The organism is Bacteroidetes bacterium SB0662_bin_6 (assembly GCA_009839485.1).
In the GTDB taxonomy this organism is placed as follows: domain Bacteria; phylum Bacteroidota; class Rhodothermia; order Rhodothermales; family VXPQ01; genus VXPQ01.
Map to the genome: position 1 here is coordinate 52,525 of VXPQ01000009.1, position 20,350 is coordinate 72,874.

20 protein-coding genes are annotated in these 20,350 nt (G+C 57.3%); 8 read left to right on the forward strand and 12 right to left on the reverse strand.

What is annotated here, in order from left to right:
* Positions 1-127 precede the first annotated feature (127 nt).
* A complete protein-coding gene (locus tag F4Y00_01080; protein MYE03559.1) occupies positions 128-568 on the forward strand; it encodes a hypothetical protein in 441 nt (146 codons plus the stop codon).
* A gap of 32 nt (positions 569-600) precedes the next feature.
* Here F4Y00_01080 and F4Y00_01085 read toward each other — a convergent pair whose 3' ends face one another.
* Entirely contained in the window at positions 601-2,175 is a 1,575-nt protein-coding gene (locus tag F4Y00_01085) for a Do family serine endopeptidase (GenBank protein ID MYE03560.1), read from the reverse strand.
* A 163-nt stretch (positions 2,176-2,338) separates the two neighbouring features.
* Complete coding sequence (locus F4Y00_01090; GenBank protein MYE03561.1) at positions 2,339-3,739, reverse strand: class II fumarate hydratase; 1,401 nt, start codon at positions 3,737-3,739, stop codon at positions 2,339-2,341.
* A 52-nt stretch (positions 3,740-3,791) separates the two neighbouring features.
* Between F4Y00_01090 and F4Y00_01095 the strand changes: the two genes are divergently transcribed.
* From F4Y00_01095 to F4Y00_01105, 3 genes are read left to right on the forward strand one after another with little or no spacing between them, the layout of a single operon-like run.
* Complete coding sequence (locus F4Y00_01095) at positions 3,792-4,694, forward strand: pantoate--beta-alanine ligase (protein ID MYE03562.1); 903 nt, start codon at positions 3,792-3,794, stop codon at positions 4,692-4,694.
* Between the two features lie 54 nt (positions 4,695-4,748).
* Entirely contained in the window at positions 4,749-5,144 is a 396-nt protein-coding gene (locus F4Y00_01100) for an aspartate 1-decarboxylase (GenBank protein MYE03563.1), read from the forward strand.
* 26 nt (positions 5,145-5,170) lie between these two features.
* The gene (locus F4Y00_01105; protein MYE03564.1) at positions 5,171-6,016 is read left to right on the forward strand and encodes a 3-hydroxybutyryl-CoA dehydrogenase; all 846 of its coding nucleotides are present in this window, start codon (positions 5,171-5,173) and stop codon (positions 6,014-6,016) included.
* On the opposite strand, the gene F4Y00_01110 is transcribed toward F4Y00_01105, so the two are convergent.
* Positions 5,998-6,990 (reverse strand): PhoH family protein, encoded by a 993-nt coding sequence (locus F4Y00_01110; GenBank protein MYE03565.1) that lies wholly within the window; start codon positions 6,988-6,990, stop codon positions 5,998-6,000. The genes F4Y00_01105 and F4Y00_01110 overlap by 19 nt on opposite strands.
* 18 nt (positions 6,991-7,008) lie before the next feature.
* Here F4Y00_01110 and F4Y00_01115 point away from each other — a divergent pair, with 18 nt between their 5' ends.
* On the forward strand, positions 7,009-7,839 hold the full coding sequence (locus F4Y00_01115) for a diaminopimelate epimerase (GenBank protein MYE03566.1): 831 nt from the start codon (positions 7,009-7,011) through the stop codon (positions 7,837-7,839).
* A gap of 12 nt (positions 7,840-7,851) precedes the next feature.
* Here F4Y00_01115 and F4Y00_01120 read toward each other — a convergent pair whose 3' ends face one another.
* Positions 7,852-9,936 (reverse strand): peptidylprolyl isomerase, encoded by a 2,085-nt coding sequence (locus F4Y00_01120; protein MYE03567.1) that lies wholly within the window; start codon positions 9,934-9,936, stop codon positions 7,852-7,854.
* A 107-nt stretch (positions 9,937-10,043) separates the two neighbouring features.
* Here F4Y00_01120 and F4Y00_01125 point away from each other — a divergent pair, with 107 nt between their 5' ends.
* Complete coding sequence (locus tag F4Y00_01125) at positions 10,044-10,901, forward strand: zinc-dependent peptidase (protein ID MYE03568.1); 858 nt, start codon at positions 10,044-10,046, stop codon at positions 10,899-10,901.
* A gap of 76 nt (positions 10,902-10,977) precedes the next feature.
* Here F4Y00_01125 and F4Y00_01130 read toward each other — a convergent pair whose 3' ends face one another.
* Complete coding sequence (locus F4Y00_01130) at positions 10,978-11,238, reverse strand: 50S ribosomal protein L27 (GenBank protein MYE03569.1); 261 nt, start codon at positions 11,236-11,238, stop codon at positions 10,978-10,980.
* A 49-nt stretch (positions 11,239-11,287) separates the two neighbouring features.
* The gene (gene rplU / locus F4Y00_01135; protein MYE03570.1) at positions 11,288-11,926 is read right to left on the reverse strand and encodes a 50S ribosomal protein L21; all 639 of its coding nucleotides are present in this window, start codon (positions 11,924-11,926) and stop codon (positions 11,288-11,290) included.
* Between the two features lie 117 nt (positions 11,927-12,043).
* Here rplU and F4Y00_01140 point away from each other — a divergent pair, with 117 nt between their 5' ends.
* Entirely contained in the window at positions 12,044-12,703 is a 660-nt protein-coding gene (locus tag F4Y00_01140) for a fumarylacetoacetate hydrolase family protein (protein ID MYE03571.1), read from the forward strand.
* 15 nt (positions 12,704-12,718) lie between these two features.
* Here F4Y00_01140 and greA read toward each other — a convergent pair whose 3' ends face one another.
* Positions 12,719-13,204: a transcription elongation factor GreA gene (gene greA / locus F4Y00_01145; GenBank protein ID MYE03572.1), complete on the reverse strand. Its 486-nt coding sequence runs from the start codon at positions 13,202-13,204 to the stop codon at positions 12,719-12,721.
* A gap of 138 nt (positions 13,205-13,342) precedes the next feature.
* Positions 13,343-13,897 carry a hypothetical protein gene (locus tag F4Y00_01150; GenBank protein MYE03573.1) on the reverse strand — a complete coding sequence of 185 codons (555 nt, stop codon included), beginning with the start codon at positions 13,895-13,897 and terminating at the stop codon, positions 13,343-13,345.
* A 230-nt stretch (positions 13,898-14,127) separates the two neighbouring features.
* On the opposite strand from F4Y00_01150, the gene F4Y00_01155 reads away from it, so the two are divergent.
* The gene (locus tag F4Y00_01155; protein MYE03574.1) at positions 14,128-14,634 is read left to right on the forward strand and encodes a BrxA/BrxB family bacilliredoxin; all 507 of its coding nucleotides are present in this window, start codon (positions 14,128-14,130) and stop codon (positions 14,632-14,634) included.
* Positions 14,635-14,662: 28 nt separating this feature from the next.
* On the opposite strand, the gene F4Y00_01160 is transcribed toward F4Y00_01155, so the two are convergent.
* From F4Y00_01160 to hslU, 4 genes are all read right to left on the reverse strand, one after another.
* The gene (locus tag F4Y00_01160) at positions 14,663-16,165 is read right to left on the reverse strand and encodes a lipopolysaccharide biosynthesis protein (GenBank protein ID MYE03575.1); all 1,503 of its coding nucleotides are present in this window, start codon (positions 16,163-16,165) and stop codon (positions 14,663-14,665) included.
* Positions 16,162-17,751, reverse strand: coding sequence for a hypothetical protein (locus tag F4Y00_01165; GenBank protein MYE03576.1), 1,590 nt, complete (start codon positions 17,749-17,751; stop codon positions 16,162-16,164). Before F4Y00_01165 ends, F4Y00_01160 begins: the two co-directional genes overlap by 4 nt.
* A gap of 76 nt (positions 17,752-17,827) precedes the next feature.
* Positions 17,828-18,805, reverse strand: coding sequence for a GNAT family N-acetyltransferase (locus F4Y00_01170; protein MYE03577.1), 978 nt, complete (start codon positions 18,803-18,805; stop codon positions 17,828-17,830).
* Between the two features lie 121 nt (positions 18,806-18,926).
* On the reverse strand, positions 18,927-20,342 hold the full coding sequence (hslU, locus tag F4Y00_01175; protein ID MYE03578.1) for an ATP-dependent protease ATPase subunit HslU: 1,416 nt from the start codon (positions 20,340-20,342) through the stop codon (positions 18,927-18,929).
* Positions 20,343-20,350 lie beyond the last annotated feature (8 nt).

A 20,350-nucleotide genomic window follows, 5' to 3' on the forward strand; every position in this document is an offset into this window, starting at 1 on the left:
GTGCGGACGGGTCCGCCGGGAGGCGCAATATAGCGTTTAGGAACATAAGGGGTGGACGGGGAACCGTGTGCAGCCGTTGCGATAAGAAATACAGGCACTGCGTATTTTATGGAACAGGGAGGGTGGCATGATGATCGCAAGACTTGTTGTAACGCTAACGGTTCTGGTTCCGCTTGTTGCAGGTTGCAGTGCGTCGAAAGACGTGGCCCAGGGGGACGAGGCAGTGGCGGATTCGCTTCGCTACGGCAAGGCTGTTTATGTACTCATCGACGGCAGGGACGCGGGTACCGTTCCCAAGACCATTCGTTTGTACCGTAGTTACGGTACGCGGGAGGTTTCCCTTTTTCAGCGGGGCAAGGAGATCCGCAAGTACGAAATAGGTATTGCCGCGACCGCGGCCGGCGAGCAGGCCCGTATGGGATTCTGGAGCAACCGTTCGGCGGAGGGGGAGACCTACGATGTGCGTACACTACCGAACAAGGACGAGGTCTACCTGATTCCCTTCTCCGAAGCGCCCATGCGGATCGAAGACCACCAGTATGGGCTAACTATGCTGATTCGGCAGTAGGCGGACCTCGAACCGTCTCCCGGCGCTCTGACTTATTCCTCTTGCGCCTGCGGCTTTTTCAGCGCAGTGATTCCGGCGCCTCCATTCGGGGCGCGCAGCCGGACGATAAAGGCCTTGCCCGCCTCTATATTATCGTAAACCGCCTCGAATTCCTTAAGGTTGCGGACTTCCTTCCGATCGATTTCCGAAATGACGGCGCCCTGGCGGAGGTTTGCTTCACGAGCCGCATAACTCGTTGGGTCTATATCCGTAACGATCACACCATCGATCGTTTCCTCTTCGAAACCCGCTTCGCGAGCCAGATCGGGGGTAACGTTGCCCAGCGTGATGCCCAGTTCGTCCATCAGGCGGTTTCCGATCGTTTCCGGCGCATCCTCGTTCCCGGCCAGGGTCGATTCACCGTTCTCCCAGCCTCCGAGTTTGATGCGGAAGATTTTCTGCTCCCCGTCCCGGTTGACCTCGACTTCGGCATAGTCTCCCGGTTTCATGGCGCCGATCCATAGAGAGAGCTGCTGATGATTGCTCAGCTGCTTGCCATTCAGGCTGACAATGATATCGCCGGGACGGATGCCTGCATTGTCCGCCGCGGAGCCGGCTACTACGGACCCGACAACGGCTGCACCCTGAGACAGGTTCAGCGTTTCGATAAGGGCTTCGCTCGCGGGACCATAACTTACGCCAAGCTTCCCTCGCTCGACGCGCCCGGTGGCTATCAACTGGTCGGCCACGTTTCGTACGGTATTGACGGGGATGGCGAAGCCGATTCCCTGATATCCGCCCGTGCGAGTGATAATAGCCGTGTTGATCCCGATCAGTTCGCCCCGCAGATTGACCAACGGCCCCCCGGAATTTCCCGGATTGATCGCTGCATCCGTCTGAATGAAATTATATGTGGGGGCGGGTCCGCTTGCGTCGTCATTTACGCTGCCGTTTCCTATCCGAATCCGGCCTGTTGCGCTGATGATACCCGCGGTAACCGTATTGCCGAGCGATGCTTCTATAGGCGATCCGAAAGCCATGACCCACTGTCCGACCTTGATATGGTCGGAGTCTCCCATGCCGACATAAGGCAATGCTTCTGCGTCGATCTTGATCACGGCAACATCGCTTACAGGATCCGCTCCGATGACGCGCGCCTCGTATTCCGTACCGTCCATGGCGATGACGGCCAGCTCGTTCATGTTTTCGATGACATGATTATTGGTCAGGATATGCCCATCCGGCCGGATGAGGACGCCCGACCCGAGCCCCCTTCGCGGAATCTGCGGGCCATCGAAGTCGAAATCTCTGAAGAAATCCCCGAACGGGGTGTTCTCGAAAGGATTTGTCCGCGGTGCATCCGGGCTCCAGTCGGTCGGGAGGTTTTCTGCCTGGATCTGTACGACAGCCGGATTGACGCGTTCGACTACCTGGGTAAATGTGTCTTCCAGGGTGGTTGCTTCAGGGAGCGCATCGACGACCGGGGCACTTTCGGCGGCCCGGGTCTCGACGCCGGCCTTGTCTCCTATGCCGAATAGGTTGGCTCCCGTCATTGCGAACAGGCCGCCGGACAGGAAAACGGCAACGATCACGGCCAGCGAAACGGGATAATTTCTTTTTGTGCGCATGTTCGGATGTGGATTGGATTGCAACTATGCATGAGGTATGGCGCCGCCGCACAAGGCGCTGCGGCGACGTATTTCGTTGGCAGACAAAAACGTGCCAAATTCGAAATTATTGCGAAAATCCCGGACAAGCAGGTCGTTTGCCCATGTTACAGGCTACGTATGGCTACGTGCCCGGAATGCCCGGTTCGGTCATGGGGCGTACATCGAGGATGGCGTCAATGTCCGCCTCCGGGATCAGATTCATCTCCTGAAGGACATCCCGTACCGAACGCCGTTCCAGAGCCGCCTTTTTGGCAACCTGTGACGCTTTGTCATACCCGATAGCGGCATTGAGCGCTGTTGCGATCGACGGATTCAACTCAAGCAGTTCGCGGCAGCGTGCGCGATCCGCTTCAATTCCTTCTACGCATCGGATACGGAACGCATCACATGCCCCGGTCAGGATCGAGATGCTTTCCAGCATGCAATGCGCCATAACGGGCATCATCACATTCAGTTCGAGGTTGCCATGCTGTCCGCCAATCGTGATGGTTGTATGATTCCCCATCACGCGGGCGCAGGTCATCATCATGGCCTCACTGAGTACAGGATTGACCTTGCCCGGCATAATGGAGGATCCGGGCTGTACGGCAGGAACCCGGATTTCGGCTGCTCCGCTGGTGGGCCCTGCCCCGAGATAGCGCAGATCATTCGCTATTTTCATCAACGAGACCGCCAGTGTATTGAGTGCTCCGGATGCGCTGACGTACGCGTCTCTGGCGGACTGTGCTTCGAAGTGATTTTCCGCTTCGCGAAACGTCAGCCCGGATAACCCGGAAAGGTTTGCAATGGCTTTTTCGGGGAATTGCTTGTGCCGGTTGATCCCTGTCCCTGTGGCCGTACCTCCGAGGGCCAGTTCTTCCAGTTCCCCGGAAGCATCTTGCAGGCGGTTCATGCCATGCGCTATCTGGGACGCGTATCCGCCGAACTCCTGTCCGAGCCGCACGGGCGTGGCGTCCATCAGGTGGGTGCGCCCGCTTTTTACAACGTCGTCAAATTCGACGGACTTGTTTACAAGAGTCTCCCGAAGCCGCTCCAGCGCGGGAAGCAGCGTATGCTCGATGGCCATGCGGGCAGCGATGTGCATGGTTGTCGGAATGACGTCGTTCGACGACTGCGACATGTTTACATCATCGTTCGGATGGATATGCTTGCCATCTTCTTTTCCCCCCAATGCCTTGTTTGCAAGCGTTGCGATCACCTCATTGGCATTCATGTTGGTAGAGGTGCCGCTACCCGTCTGAAAAATATCCAGTATGAATTGATCGTCGTATTTTCCGTCGATGATTTGCTGCGCGGCGTTCGCGATGGCGTCCGCCTTGTCCTCCGGCAACATGCCCAGCGAGCGGTTTGCCCGGGCGGCAGCATGCTTGATCATGCCGAGCGCCTGGATGAATGCCCGCGGAAAGCGCAGGCCGCTGATGGGAAAATTTTCGGCGGCTCGTTGTGTCTGCGCGCCGAAGAGTGCGTCGGCCGGCACATGAACCTCGCCGAGGGAATCGGTTTCAATACGAAACTCAGACATGGGAATACAATATGATGATGGCGGGAGTACCGGGCATTATACGCTGCATTCCATGAAAATAATCACTTCCGTTCGGAAGATGCAGGCATGGGCCGATCAGCGGCGCCGTGAAGGGCGCTGTATTGCGCTTGTGCCCACGATGGGAGCTTTGCACGCAGGGCATGAGGCGCTTGTTCGGGCGGCGCTTTCCTCTGCGGACGATGTAGTGGTGTCCATTTTTGTGAATCCGACGCAATTCGGTCCCCGGGAGGATCTGAATGACTACCCGCGTTCCTTCGATAAGGATGTGGAAATTCTTGACAGGTTGTCTTCCGGACTCACCGTGTTTGCCCCAGGGATAGAGGAGATGTACCCGGAAGGTGTGCAGGCAGACCGGATATCTGTCGATGTGGGGGATATGAACAGATATCTGTGTGGACCATTCAGGCAGGGGCACTTCGAGGGAGTGGCAACGATCGTGTTAAAGCTTTTTCATGCATGCCGCCCGCATGTGGCTGTTTTCGGGTTGAAAGATGCCCAGCAATTTGTCATTCTGAGCAGGCTGGTGCGGGAGATGCTGCTGGACATCAGCGTGGTTGGCGTGCCGACCGTTCGCGCCGCGGATGGATTAGCGTTTTCATCCCGCAACGTTTATCTGTCTCCTGTGCAGCGCAAGGCGGCGGTCGTCGTGTCGCAGGCAGTGTTTGGCGCAGAAGAGGCTATCGGGAAAGGGGAACAGCACCGGGCGGCACTGGTTGAAATCATGCGCTCGATACTCCGCCGGGAAACCGATGCACAGGTGCAATATGCGGATGTGGTGGATGCGGATACGTTGCAGCCGATCGACGAAATATCGCCCGGTCAGCACGTACTGGCGGCGGTGGCCGTCTGTTTCGGGAGCACACGACTTATCGACAGTGTTTTTACGCAAGCCCCCGCGGGTCAGCGTGTGGAAAAATATGACGAAGGAAGTTAGATTCCCTGTACTTCTTACGACAAGTTATGCGAAAGGCCGGCCAGCCGGATTGTTATGACCGTTACCATGTTCAAGGCGAAGTTGCAGCGGCTTCGGGTTACCGAAGCCGACCTCTACTACGAAGGGTCCATTACACTGGACGAAGCGTTGCTTGAAGCAGGAGGGATCCTTCCCTACGAAAAGGTGCAGGTGGTGAATGTAAACAACGGTTCGCGTCTTGAGACATACGCTATCCCGGGTCCAGCCGGAAGCGGTATCGTCAAGTTGAATGGCCCCGCCGCCCGCTCAGCGGCCAAGGGGGATGAAGTGATTGTCATCGCGTATGCCCACATGACCCCCGAGGAAGGCGGCCGCCACCGTCCTCGCGTGGTTCTGGTGGACGAAGAAAACACCCCGGTGGATATAAAGGATCTTCCGGCGGTAGAGTCAGCGGGCATGCTGGCGTTCTGACCTTTCCTCATTCTGGTTCAAGTCGCATGAGCCGGTGCAGGACATCTGTAGTGGGAGCCGGCGCAATGGGATGCGGCATTGCTCATGTCTTTGCCCTGCATGGGCATCCGGTACATCTCGTCGACGTGTCCGCGGCCGCTCTTGAACGGGCCCTTGTTTCGATCCGGCGAAATCTGGACCGCCAGGGTGTTGCCCAGCCGGAAGACATCTTGCGCCGAATTGTTTCTTTTTCCGATCTGCATGAGGGGGTGGCGCACGCCGATCTGGTTATAGAGGCCGTACCGGAGGACGCGGCGCTCAAACAAACCGTGTTCACGAGGCTGGATGCTGCGGCGCCGGCCCATGCCGTGCTGGCGAGCAACACCTCTTCCATATCCATTGCCTCGCTGGCCTCTGCGACCGCCCGCCCCGAACAGGTAATCGGTATGCATTTCTTTAATCCCGTACCGGTTATGAAGCTGGTTGAAGTCGTGCGTGGTCCGGCGACGAGCGAGGCGACATTCGAGCAAGTGTTCCGCCTCGCGCGCGATCTTGGCAAAGAGCCGGTCGAGGTGCGGGATGCTCCGGGATTCGTTTCGAACCGGGTTCTGATGCCGATGATCAACGAGGCCTGCCGCTGTGTCATGGAAGGCGTAGCATCGCCGGAGAGTGTCGATAAAGTGATGACCCTTGGAATGCGTCATCCGATGGGACCGCTTGCTCTTGCGGACTTCATCGGTCTGGATGTGTGCTTGTCGATTATGGAAGTGCTCTATGAGGGACTGGACGACGATCGATACCGGCCCTGTTCTCTTCTCAGAGAGATGGTGGATGCAGGCCGGCTGGGCCGCAAATCCGGGCGCGGGTTTTACGATTACGACGCGGCTTCCTGATCCGGCGTACTATCTCTGACATCCGGCCCGCCGCGTTCGTAGGCGTCGATAATGTTTTTCACGAGGCGATGACGCATAACGTCATGGCGGTCAAAGTAAACGAATTGGATGCCCTCTATGTCGGACAGCACGTTCCGGACCTCGACGAGTCCGCTTTGCTCGCGGGCCGGTAAGTCCGTTTGGGTAATGTCCCCGGTGACGATCGCCTGACTGTTTACCCCGATACGCGTCAGAAACATCTTCATTTGCAGCGAGGTGGCGTTTTGCGCCTCATCCAGAATAACGAACGCATTGTTCAGCGTACGCCCGCGCATGTAGGCCAGCGGCACAATTTCCACCACTTTCTTTTCCATGAGCCCCCGCAACTTTTCGCTGGAGAGCATGTCTTCAAGGGCATCGTAGAGGGGGCGCAGGTATGGATCGACCTTTTCCCGGAAATCTCCCGGCAGAAAGCCAAGCCGTTCACCGGCCTCTACGGCCGGTCGGGACAGTACGATCCGTTTCACCTTGCGTGATTTGAGTGCAGATACCGCCAGAGCAACCGCGGTGTAGGTTTTTCCCGTGCCCGCCGGGCCAATGGCGAAAACGATGTCGTTCGACCTGGCAGCCTCCACCAGGTGGACCTGGCCGCGCATCGTTGCCCGAATGGCTTTACCCGAGGGGGTGAACAGGATGACATGGTGCGTACCCGTGGAACGGGAACCCGCGCCGTCCCCGGTGGTGAAGAGAGCCAGTACGGTGTCTACATCGTTTTCGGTCAGGGCGCCGTTACGGGTAATGACGTTAACGAGTTCTTCGACGATTCGCTCAATGTCTTCCACGGCGCTTTTTTTGCCGTTGAGCATAAGCGCATCGCCGCGCGCCGTGACGTGCGTTTCGGGAAAGGCCTCTTCGATCTTGCGCAGATATGCGTCGTTGAAGCCGTACAGGAGGAGGGGTTCGACGCCTTCGATCGTTAATGTCTTTTCCGCCAAGAGGTCACCTTGCTTGCTATGCAAATCATTGTGGAATTTACAAAAATGAATGGGGCCGGAAACGATTTTATCGTCATTGACAATCGTTTCTATCGTTATTCCGATGCAGAATTGAGCGGCTTTGCCCAGCGCCTGTGCCCTCGGCGCAAAGGCATTGGTGCGGATGGCCTGCTGGCATTCAATGCTCCGGACGATGCCGGGCATGATTTTCGGATGCGTTACGTCAACGCGGACGGTACGATCGGCACCATGTGCGGAAACGGCGCCCGTTGCCTTGTGCTGTTTGCCCGGCGGGCCGGGATGGATACGTCAGAGATGCAGATCGAAACAGATGCGGGTGTTTTTCGGGCGGAAGGCCCGGAAGGCGGGGCCGTGCGCATCTACCAGCATGCGCTGGCCGGCTATACGCCGCACCGGGTACTTCGCAGCATGGCGGAAATGAACATTGCCGATGCCCATTATATCTGGACCGGTACGGAACACCTCGTGTGTTTCGTGGATCGCGCGGCCGATATTCCCGTGGGGACCTGGGGGCCGGCGATCCGGCAGGATGAAGCACTGGCTCCGGCCGGAGCCAACATCGACTTTGTCGAAGTCGTAGACGATGGTCGATTGCTTGTCCGTACCTACGAAAAAGGCGTGGAGGCGGAAACGCTGGCATGCGGTACGGGGGCGGTGGCCTCCGCTGTGGTGGCGCGTATGCTGGAACGCACAGACGCTGACCGGATCGATGTGGATATGCCCGGCGGGCGTCTGACGGTAGGATTCCGACTGGGAGAACGGGGCGTACGAGACCTTTACCTGGAAGGTCCTGCGGAGGTGGTGTATCGGGGAACCTTTGAGGCGTAACGACGCCTGCCGCTATTGCTGCTGACGGAAACGACTGCGGAAGTCATCGATATCCGCATGTTCGCGCAGGGATGTAATCCATTGGGTGCGCACGGCGTTTTGCCGCTGCTGCAATAGTTGCTGCCGGATATTTTCCTGTTCGCTTTCCGTGATAGGCGCCGGTTCGTTGATCTGGCTTACCCGCAAGGCAAAGACGCTATTGTCTCCGGCAACGATGCCCGAAGAGGCGCTCTCGTCAAGAGCAAACGCAGTCCCCACGAACAAGGGTTCGGCGCCGAGCCCGGGGACCACATTCGATTCAAAGGTTAAAAAAGCGTTCTGCGTCCGGATGCCGGGTATACTCGAAAGATTGTCGAAGCCTCCGGACTCGTAAGCGCGTTCCAAACGCTCTACGAGCACCTCTTTTTTCTTCTCGATATAGGTCCGGGGTTCTATTTCCGTTTGTACCTCTTCGAAAGACTGGTAGCCCTCCGGTATAATCTCGTCGACATGAACGATGATAAAGGTTTCGTCCAGTTCGATGATGTCGCTTATATCATTTTGCTCTGACGTTTCGAGAAAGTCGAGCACGGCATACCCGCTGCCGATTCCCGGAATGTCTACCTGTTCCTCTTCAACCCGGACCCGCTGAATGCTCATACCCATACGTTGCGCTTCCTGGTCAAAATCTCCTGTCTCTTCCGCAAAGTACCGGAGGTCTTCCAGTTGTTCCTGAATCTGGTTGAGCGTGGCGACATTCGCGTCGATTTCCAGAGCGAAATCCGCGATATTCACCTCGTTCTCCGCACGTGCGACGACAACAATCAGGTGATACCCGAATTGCGTTTTGATCGGACCGACGACCTGATTTACACGAGCCCCGAACGCCGCCTCTTCGAAGGGCGCCACCATGCGGCCGGGACCGAACCAGCCCAGGTCACCACCCTGCGGAGCCGATCCGTCTTCGGAATATTGCCGGGCCATTTCCGCGAAATCAACTTCCCCTGACTGGATGCGGTTGCGTATCTCGGTCAATTGACTGCGTATGTTCTCATCCTCGTCGGAGGTGCGCAGTAATATATGCGATGCGCGCACGGAAACGTCTTCCGCAGGTCGTATGTCTCTGATTTTGACAAGGTGCGCTTCACTGCCTACGGCGACCGGACCCAGCACCGATCCCCTTTCCGGGTTGGGGAAAACCACGGAGGCAATTTCCGTATCGAGGTCACCGGCACTGAACCAGGCGTCGGAGAAGGGTCGCCGGGACACATTGCGAAGGAGGAATAACGAATCGTCTTCCGCCGCCGCAAAACTGTCCTTCATACGTTCGAGTTCTGCATAGACCGCGGCGGAATCTTCCGCGGAGGGTAATTTGGACTGCGAAACATACGCTATGTCATACGCGCGATTACGTGCGTACTCGTCCCGGTGATCGTCATAGAATCTCCTCAGGTCACGCTCCTCAACCACCACCGAGTCATTTGGAATGGACGCGTACGGCAATCCCGCCCATTCCACATTCACGCTCAGGTTGCGGCGCCGGTATTCTTCCTCTACGTTGCGATCGGTGACATGCACCGTTGCCGCGAGGAGGTTGTCCATCTTCTGACGCCGTCGCTCCGAACGGAGATAGTCCTCGATCTGAATCCAGTCTTCGCTGGCGTCCGGATTTTCAATGAAATTTTGAAGAAGGCCCCTGTCCACATTGCCTTGTTCATCGCTGAAATACGTGCGGATGATCGCATGCGGATTGTCGCCTGTCACCATTTCATAGATTTCCTCGCCGGTAACCGATATGCCCAGGCGATCCATCTCATGTTCGCGCAACTTGTCATCAACGAGAGCCTGGAAAATAAACTCCCGCTGCTGCTCCAGCAGTTGCGGAGGTATCGATTCTCCCGTCTGGTCCTGATATTGCTGTACCTGTTGCTGTACCGTCTGGACATATGTCTGATAGGGAACGGGATCTCCATCCACGGCTGCAATGTCTACGCCAGTGCCGATGCCGACGGCGTCCAGGCCGCCGGAATCCTGGAGCACCCAGATTACTCCGAACGCGAACACCAGAATCCACAGGATGATGCCTGTGTTCTCTCGCATCTTGTTCATCGTGCCCATCAGATCACCTCGTTGAAGATACTATTCATGATCAGGTTTGCCGGATCGGTATTACAAGCCGTATTACACTACCCCATAGCTGTTTTGTTCGAAAAAAACACGGAATCGTGCAGGTAGTCAATCGAAAAAGCGTGGTGTTTTTCCTGGTGCTGGCGGGGGTGACAGGCGCCGGCGCAGGTATCGCGACCGAGCCATCCACCTCGGCGGGATGGGTGTTCGGCGTAGCAATGTTTATCCTTGTGGCAGGCTGGGGAGCACGGCGGCCATTGCGTCGCTTACTGACTGTACGCAAGCCGTTGTCCCCCGCTGTGGTCGGATGGCTCAGGGCGGATTTTCCTTTCTATCGTTATGTCGAACGGGAACGGTTCGAGCGCGATATGAAAATTATTCTTTCCGAATGGACCTTCGAAGGCGTATCGGGAGTGGAGGTCACCGACGAGCTGAGGGCGGCGGTTGCAGCCGGCGCCGCGCTTCTTCTGCATGGCCGGCCGGATCGGGAATGGCCTTCACGCTGCACGATATTATTGTATCCGGACCGTTTCGACGATGAGTATGCAGCCGGCGAAGACGGGGAATTCGAAGGAATGGCGCATTCGCAGGGGCCCGTGATTCTGTCCGTGGAATCCGTCCGTCAGGGATGGAAGAATCCGGGGGACGGCCATAATGTGGTGCTCCATGAAATGGCCCACCTGCTCGATTACGAAAACAACTTTGCCAACGGGGCGCCGTCTCTCATTGCTTCGGCGTCTGCGGCGGCCTGGCGGGAATTGGTGCGCAAGGAAATCCGGCGCGTGCGTATAGGCCGATCTATGCTACGACGTTACGCGGCTCAGAATCCGGCGGAATTGTTTGCCGTAGCCGTGGAGAATTTTTTCGAACGCCCCGATCTCATGGCGAGGAGACATCCGGAATTATTTGCGGCGCTCAGGAATATTTTCCGGATCGATCCGCTGACATGGGATTAGGCCCCGCAGAGCGCCACTGCATAGTGTTAACAGGCCCTGGTGAACGGTGCGTGCTGATGCGCAAGATGTGGCGCAATCACTCTCCGTCGAGATCCACATGCACGAACCGTCGTCCGGCACGACTGCGTGAGAAGCGCACGGTTCCGTTTGACCTGGCGAACAGCGTGTCGTCTCCGCCGTGACCCACATTGCGGCCAGGGTGAAACTTGGTTCCGCGTTGACGCACGATGATGCCGCCGGCCTGGATGGATTGGCCGGCATAGACTTTCACCCCCAGCATTTTGGGGTTCGAGTCACGGCCGTTCTTTGTGGAACCTACGCCTTTTTTATGCGCCATGACGACTTTTCCTGTTTAGTGGTAAAAAACGTTTTGTCGAAGCGGAATTTCAGGAAGCGGCTTCGCTTTCAGGAGGTATGGCCTCTTCGGTGGCCTTGGGGGCAGGCTTTTTCTTAACGGTTTTTTGTGCAGCGCCTGCTGTTTTCGCGCTGGCGGTCGTTTTCTTTGCAGCGGGTTTCTTTGCGGCCGTCTTTTTTGCCGCAGGTTTCGTGGCAGCCGTTTTCTTTGCGGCGGGTTTCTTTTCGTCGCCGGAGGAAAGCGTCCCGATTTCAATACGCGTATAGGGCTGGCGATGCCCGCGCTTTACCTTGAACCGCTTGCGTCTTTTCTTGCGGAAGACAAGAATTTTATCGCCTTTGACATGCTCGAGGATTTTTGCCTTGACCGAGGCATCGGGTACGACCGGTGTGCCGATTTGTACCCCATCTTTTCCGGCTATCAATAGTACACGGTCCAATGTAACGGAGTCGTTCGCTTTTCCTTCCAGATGCGGGACGATCAGCCGATCTTTTTCGCGAACCGAAAATTGCTTGCCGGCAATTTCTACGATGGCATACATATTCTTTTCTCTTCTTTTGGGCGCCGGATTGGGTACCGACGCGAGAGCTTGTTTTCCTGTGACAACGGATTCATGATTACGGCGTTGAAGGTGCTTTCGGAGCTCGCCTTCATAGCGCTTGTCTTTCACCTTCCGTGCGCCGCATTGAATGCGCAGCAAAATCTAACAACACAGAAAATCTCGTGTTCCATATAACTGCATCATTCCGGAACCACGCAGAAGCGAAACCCCATTCGTAAGCATGTCATGGATATAAACCTGCCGATATCCGGCCTGAATATCCGGCCGGGAAAAGTGCTGTGCATCGGGCGGAATTATGCCGCGCACGCCGCCGAAATGCAGAGCGCCATACCTGTGGCGCCGGTAATATTCCTGAAGCCTCCGACCGCCCTGATCGGAAATGGGGGAGAGGTGCTGCTGCCGTCTGCTTCCCGCGAGGTACATCATGAAGTGGAGCTGGTTGTCCTCATTGGAAAAAAGGGCAAAAATATTCCCGTGTCCGATGCCATGAAGCATGTGGAAGGGTACGCGCTCGGAATCGATATGACGGCCCGGGATCTGCAGGCCGAAGCCAAGCGAAACGGCCTTCCCTGGTCGGTTGCAAAGGGATTCGACACCTTTGCCCCCTTGGGCGCTTTTACATCTGCCCGCGACATTTCCGATCCTCGCCGCCTCGGTATTTCTCTGCACGTCAATGGGGTGATGCGGCAGCAGGGGAGTGTTTCCCGCATGGTATTTGGCGTGGACGAACTCGTTGCGTATGCCTCGTCCATCTTTACGTTGATGCCCGGCGACCTTATGTATACGGGTACGCCGGAAGGCGTTGCGGCTGTGGAAGATGGGGACCGGCTTGTGGCCAGGGGAACGGGTTTGCAGGATCTGACGGTGGATGTGCGGCGCCTGTAAGCCCGGAAACAGGCCCTAGCGGCTTATCGCGAGGACCTCCATTTTTACCTTGCCTGCCGGTACGTCAACCTCTATGACGTCACCGGGCGCTTTTCCGAGAAGCGCACTCCCTATCGGGCTTGTCACGGAGATTTTTCCCGTTCGGATATCCGCCTCCGCCGCCGAAACCAGCCGGAAGGTTTGCTCGGAGCCCGTACCATGATTTTTTACGCGGACGTTGGATAGAATATAGGCCTTCTCCGGGTCTACCTGCTTCTCGTCCACGAGGCGGGCTTGCGAGACCGTCGTTTCCATTTTGGCAATCCGTGCTTCGAGAAGTCCCTGTGCTTCCTTCGCGGCGTCATATTCTGCATTCTCGGACAGGTCGCCCTTTTCCCGTGCTTCCTGAATAGCTCTGGAAATACGGGTACGCTCTTTTGTCTTCAGGAAGCGCAACTCTTTCCTGAGCTTTTCGAGCCCTTCCCGGGTCAGGTATACGATATTTGAGCCCTGCGCGGAGATACGCGTTCCTGATGGTTGACGGACAGAAGGGTGAAAAATGCGGACAACAGCCCGGCAGTACACAGGTCGCGGAAACACTCAATACAAAGCGACCTCAGAGAAGGCCGGTAAACGTATATCCGGCATGATCTGTTCCGCTCACCATCCCGGTCTCTTTGCAGGTTGCCGTTCGGGTCGGGTCCGGTCTTTATCCCGTGTCTTCCGGGGGGGATTACCCCGGTTGTCGAGCAGACGGCGAGAGGTCCAGTATGCGGACTGCCAGTATGCCTCTTCCAGAGAACCCAGGGTAACGCCTTGCGATGTGGAAGCGTGTGTGAAGGTCCCGTTTTCGAGATAGATACCTACGTGTCGCGAGGCGCCCGGCGGCCGGAAAAACACAAGATCTCCCGCCTTCAGTTGCGCCGGCTGCACCCTGCGTCCTTCCCGGACCTGATCCGCGGTGGAGCGGGGAAGATCGATCCCGAAGGCATCGGCATATACGTTCTGGACGAACGCCGAACAATCGACCCCTCTTTTCGTCGTGCCGCCCAGCAGATATGGGGTTCCGCGCCAGTGGGCGTACTCGGCATGGATGCGGGATTCAACCGTTCCCGATCTGTACATCGAACCGGACGATGCGCATCCGGAAACAAGCAGGAATAGCACCAACGCTGTCAGGGTACAGAGCTTATGTTTCTTTGGGGAATTCCTCATGACGGCATTTCCGGTGTGTGCGGGGCGCAATCAAAAAGGAGGAACCGGCAGCTGAAACGCTTCTTGCGTTGCTTCGCCGTTTTCGTGCGGTGGCGGGATCAAAGGAAAGGCATACAGGTACCTGCATGCAAAGATACGGCATACGTGGTATGCAGTGAACACGCAAGCGGTCTGTTGCTCAGTATGCCGTCCCCGACTGTTTTTATCGACCCATCCAACCTTCTGGTATCATGCCTTATCCCGAAGCTCTTGTAACACCCATGCGGCAGGAACTCGTGCAACTGGGCATCGAAGAATTGCTCGATGCGGAGGCGGTCGAGAAATCTCTTGAGGAAAGCAAGCAGGGAACAACGCTTGTCGTCATCAACACGGTATGCGGCTGTGCTGCTTCAAGCGCTCGTCCGGCGATAGCCATGGCGCTCCGTAATCCCGTGCAGCCAGATCGAAAAGTAACCGTGTTTGCCGGTCAGGATCTCGAAGCCACTTCCCGCCTGCGCGAGTATCTTGTGGGCATCCCTCCCTCTTCACCGTTCGTTGCCCTGCTGAAGGAAGGCGAGCCGGTGTATGTCATGGAGCGTCGCCATATCGAGGGACGCAGCGCCAGTGCGATAGCCAGTGATCTTGCACATGCATTCGACACGCATTGCAACAACGCGCAGTCTGGTGTCTCCGAAAGTCCGGAGGCTGTCCATTCGGAGGGGAACGGGTTGCCGCCTACGTTTCGCTCTATCCTGTGACGGGCAGGTTCTCTACAGGATATTCTGATTATTCCTCGTTCTCGTCGCGCTGGCTTGTAGCCGGGGTTCCGTTTGCGCCCGGCCACATTTTCTCCCGCCATACGACGAAGCCGAAATAGGCGGCGCCTGCCGCGATTGCGGTCAGGGCAACTGCCCATGCAGGCCATACGCCCCGGGCAAGCCAGACACACGCCACCGGGGGTAGTGCGATAAGGGCATAGCGAATATAGGCGCCTCCGGCGCGTCGCAGGGATACTTTCGCAAACTTCAGCATTGCGGCGATCTGGAAGATGCGCGCGAATGCCCCGGCTCCTGCCATCAGACCCATCGTAAGCAGGACGTTGCCTGTATTTCCACCCCAGAACAGAGCCGCCGCAAGAAGCAGGAACGATCCGATACTGATCCCCAATTCCGCTCGTTGCAGTTCGAGAATGTCGAAGAGCCGTGTGAGCGGGGAGGCTACGGCGCTCAGAAAGAACCAGCAGGCAAGGTATTGTTCGTAGACGCCGGCTGCGCGCCAACCGGCTCCGAAGACGAAGGCAAACAATTCCGGCCCGGCAGCGATCAGCAGCATGCAGGGAAACATACCGACCATGACCAGACGTGCATGCACGCTTTCCGTGAAACCAGCGAGTCGGTTTTCCCTGTGGGCTGTTGCGCCGTCCACGAAAAAAACCTGCGCTACCGCCGTTCCGATAAGACTCAACGGGATGGCCAGCACGGCGAAGGCGCGTCCGTACAGGCCTGTTACGTCCCAGCCAAAATAGACCGGAAGCAGGAGCACCGGCAGGCGGCCCAATACGGTATTCAGTAAAGAGGAGGGCATGGCGTACAGGGGGAACCGCCGGTAGCGCCTGGCCACGGATCGAAGTTCGCTCATCGAGGGGCGGCGCGCGTCAGGCGCTCTGTTGCGGCGAAGGAGCGCTGCCCCGAAATACGCCGCTCCCAGCGCCTGCCCGGTGATGAATCCCAAAATCAATCCCCCTGCGCCGAGGGGCGTACCTGCGCCAAGGCCGATGCGGCTGGAAATGATGGCTATCTTGTTGGTTGCTTCCGCACCGGTAATCGTACGAAACGCCCGTTTACGCGTGAGCCATGCCTCGGCAAGTTTTCCGAACCGTATCAGCAGCAACGCGGGCGCAACGAGCCACAACCAGGGAGCGATCTCCTCAGGGGCGCCCAGCAGAGAAGTGATTTCCCGGCTCCATAGCGAGCCCACGGCTACCATGGCTGTGACGCCAATCGTGATGATTCCCGCCAACCACAGGACGGTACGCGCCCTTTGGTCGCGTTCGGGCAGCATAACGGCTTCTTCATAGCGCAAGGACGCAAGCGCTGTGAGGACACTCACGATCGTTATGAAATAATCGGAGATTCCAAAGGCCTGGGTTGTGAATAAGCGGGTGAGTACCGGAAGGGCCAGATACGAGATAACGAACGTCACCGCGGTACCGGAAAGAAGGGTCATTACCGGCCCGCGGAATCCTTCCCGCGCATAAAGCTGCCCGATCCAGGTCCGTAGGTTCTTCATATCGCGTGGTTCGAACGCTCGTACACAAACAGATTTTCCGCGCTGAATACCTGCCGGAATGCCGACAGCGGTTCGGGCAGCGGCGTGCTCCGAAGCACATGGCGGAATTTGTACCGTTGCCCGAGTTCGACAAGCTGGCGCTCGGTGAGCGACTCGAACGCAGCGTCCAGTCTGTAGAGCAGGTCCGGCGAACCGCGTTCCGGCCGGCCGACCGGCGCCAGATCGGTCAGACGTTCAAACCAGGTAATCATATGCCGGTCCGTGAACGGGATCGCCTTGTGGTTCACCACGATGGCGCGCTGCGCCTCTGACCGGAAGCTGGACAAGGAGGGGGGCGTCGCAAATACTGCATCGTGCGGGGTGTGTGTCCGCACCCATTTCTGCACGGCGCCTATTGGGGCCGCGGCCCGCTTCCAGGGCCCTACCTTATTGTGCAGGTAGCCGTTTTCCGGCAGGGTGAGCGCCATGGCGATAATCCAGGCTGCGGCGACCGTGATTGCGCCAATACGTTCATGACGCAAAAACCCATGCAGCATCCGGCGGATTCCATGAGGCAGCAAGGCATTTACTGCACTTCCTGCCGTAATGATCAGCAATACTTTTGCCAGTACGGTGGTCTTGAACAGTTGCACCTTCGCAATCGCCAGCACAGGGATGATTTCCGTGAAGACCCATCCCGTTATGCAGAATACGGCTATGGCCACGAGGATGCGCAGAAGAAATTTCCTGTGCCGGAGTTGTTGCTTGACGGGCTGCCATGCAAGCGCCGCAAGTCCGGCGCCGGCAATCAGGGCGAATCCCAACATTCTTTTGGGATGGAACGATCCGGGCAGATAGTGATGCGGATTTCGGAATTCCGCCATAATGTAGAATAGGGAGGGGTCCGTTTCCTGCGGCGTCGTTACAAGAACCTGCTGATAGAAAATCGGCCCGAGCGTCGGCAGGGCGCAAGCTGCGAAGACGAGGGAAAATGCGATAAGGCGTCGTAAAGGGCGTTTATGCTCCCGCAAGCAATCCGGCAACTGGGTGATGCACAGGAGGGCGGCAAGTTGAAGCCCCACCAGGGCCTGCATCCAGCATGCCACGCCAAGGAGTACGGCCGATGCAAGCGGGCGCGATTTCAGAAAAAGATATACAGCAAGGCCCCCGATTGCCCAACCGGCCATACTGGGAACGAGCATGCCATGCACCAGATCATTGCCTCCCAGCGTCCATACGGGAGTGGCTAAAAGCGTCACGAACACCGCTCCTGAAGCAACGAGGCGATCCGCAGTGAAGCACCAGGCGATTTTCCATACAGACCATGCAATGCACAGCCAGCAAGCCGTATACAGGATCAATATTGCAAGCCAGACGGGCATAATCGTGGAAAAGAATTGCACAAGCCATACGAAATAGGTGCGTACGCTGAATTCGGTGGCCTGAAGATGCACGAGCCAGTCTTCGGCAAACCGTGCCGGATTCAATTGGTGAAGCAGATACGGAATGAATTCGTCCTGGTCACTTTGGGCATAATCGTATCCGAAGCGCAAATAATAACAGAGAAAGGCGCCGGCCAGTACAAAGAGCGGAGGACGGGATTCCACGCTGTGCCGACGGCGATCGCCCGTATTATGCCGATCCGTCTGAAGCGCCGGGATATGCGCCGGTTGTACGATGACGTTACCTCCTCATTTCCCGAAGTGTACAAAGCCATTGAAGCATGGGCTTCCTGCAGAACCCGATGCGATAGTATGACGTGAGTCTGGCCCCGAAGCGTCGTTTGAATTCGGCGATGGTCGGCGTGTTGGCTCCCATCAGATCGAATTCTTCGATACCGGAAGCATGCAGTCTCGGAAGCATTTTTCCGAGGAGTACCGTCATGGCCGGCCCCGGAACGCTACCGACCACCCAGTAATAGCCTTTTCGATTTGCATGGAGCACGACGATGCCGGCTTGTATGTCTCCACTGTCGCGGCGCCGGACGGCAAAGGAAGAAGCTAACCCGGTGTTTTCGACAGTCCGCACAAGCGCTTCGAGCGCAGCCTTGTCCAGCGGGGTTTTGCGGCCCTGCCGGGCGTAGCTTGCCGCAGCCAACAGGGCTGCGGTGCTGCCGACCCCGTTTCCTTCCAGCAGGTCGTAGGCGTCCTTTCCGCTGCGAAAGGTGCGTGCGGCGCCTTTCGACCAGGTTTCCGGACCGTCCCCGGTATTCAGCCGGTAGGTATACAGCGGGCGTGTGGTCCATCCCCTCCACTGCGCGGGACGTATATCGGTGTATTCCGGGTCCAGATGTACGTGAATTCGATCATATCCGGCTTCCAGTTCGGCAAGCAGGGACTCAAGCGGGGTGGTTCGGGAATGAATGTCGGCCGGATTCAGGGCATCGCGCAGAGTCACTGCCGAAAATGGCGTGAAAGGGGGCACGATAGCTTCACGCCAGGGACCGCGGCGTTTCCATGTGACTGCCGCGCCTGCCATATCCTGCCCGTTCTCCGAAACGATGTGGATACCGAGATGCAACCCTGCTCCGGAAGCTACAGCGCGCACGTAGTCGAGACGGCAAAACGGCGTGTGCGGGGTGGAAACGGCCTGCAGCGCTTTCCAGCGTTCCGCTTCGTCACCCTGCACAGGTGCGGCATGGTTCGGGCAGACGCGGTTCATGGAATACGATGAGGGTTATGTTTTCCCCGCAAGGGCGCCTATTTGCACGTCGTTTCCTGCCTGCTGCCTGATTCGCATCGGCGCAGGAATGTCTCGATTGCTCCGATCCGGTTTATCCGGTTTATAAAATGTATTGGCTCAGATCCCGGTTTTCGATCACCGAATTCAATGTTTCGTTCACCATCTCTTCGTCGATGAGGATTTCCGCCCGGTGATCGTTGGGGGTATCGAACAGGATGTCCTCGAGCAACGTGGTCAGGATAGTGTGCAGTCGGCGCGCCCCTATGTTTTCCACGTCGGCGTTCACTTGCGCCGCAACGGCTGCGATACGTCGTACTGCACCGTCCGTGAATTCGATACACACGTTTTCCGAAGCAAGAAGCGCTGCATATTGCTTCAGGAGCGCATTCCTCGGCTCGGTGAGAATCCGGTAGAAATCTTCTTCTCCCAGACTTTGCAACTCCACGCGGATCGGGAAACGGCCCTGCATTTCCGGGATCAGGTCACTGGGTTTGGAGACATGAAATGCTCCCCCTGCGATGAACAGGATATGGTCCGTTTTAACCATACCGTGCTTCGTGGTTACGTTCGATCCCTCCACCATGGGGAGCAGGTCCCGCTGCACGCCTTCGCGGGAGACATCCGGGCCGCCGCTTTTTGCGCTTCGCCCTGCCACTTTGTCGATTTCATCGATGAAAACAATGCCGGAATTTTCCACACGCTCAAGGGCTTCTTTCTTCACCTTGTCCATGTCGATCAGCTTCTGTGCTTCTTCCTTCGACAGGAGGGTGCGGGCTTCGGCAATCTTTACCCGACGCTTTTTCCGCTGCCGGTTTCCCATTTCCCCGAAAATATCCTGGAGGTTCATCCCCATTTCCTCCATACCCATAGGGCCGAAGACCTGAAGCATGGGTGCGTTGTCCGCCGACACTTCCACCTCGATTTCCCGATCCTCCAATTCGCCTGCAGCAAGCTTTTTCCGGAATTTTTCGCGCGTTCGGCTTGTCGAGTCGTCCCCGCCTTCGGCCGCATTTTCTCCATTGCTTTCAGGCCCCTGTACGGTAAAGCCGGTTCCGACGGCAGCCGCCCCCGGCTTCTGTGCAGGCGGGACAAGAATATCCAGGATGCGCTCCTGCGCAAGATCCTGGGCGCGCTCCTTCAGAATCTCGGTTTGCTCCTCCCGAACCATATTGATAGCGATATCGACCAGGTCCCGGATCATGCTGTCCACATCACGCCCTACGTAGCCGACTTCCGTGAATTTTGTGGCTTCCACCTTGATGAAGGGGGCTCCTGCAAGCCTCGCGAGGCGCCGCGCGATTTCGGTCTTTCCGACGCCTGTCGGGCCGATCATCAGGATGTTGTTCGGGATGATTTCGTCGCGCATTTCCTCCGATGCATTCCTTCTTCTCCACCGATTTCTCAGCGCGATCGCCACGTTCTTCTTGGCGTCTTCCTGCCCGACGATATACTTGTCGAGTTCCGCCACGATTTCACGCGGGGTCATTTCATCGGGTTTACAGCGTATTGTCGTCATGCCGCACA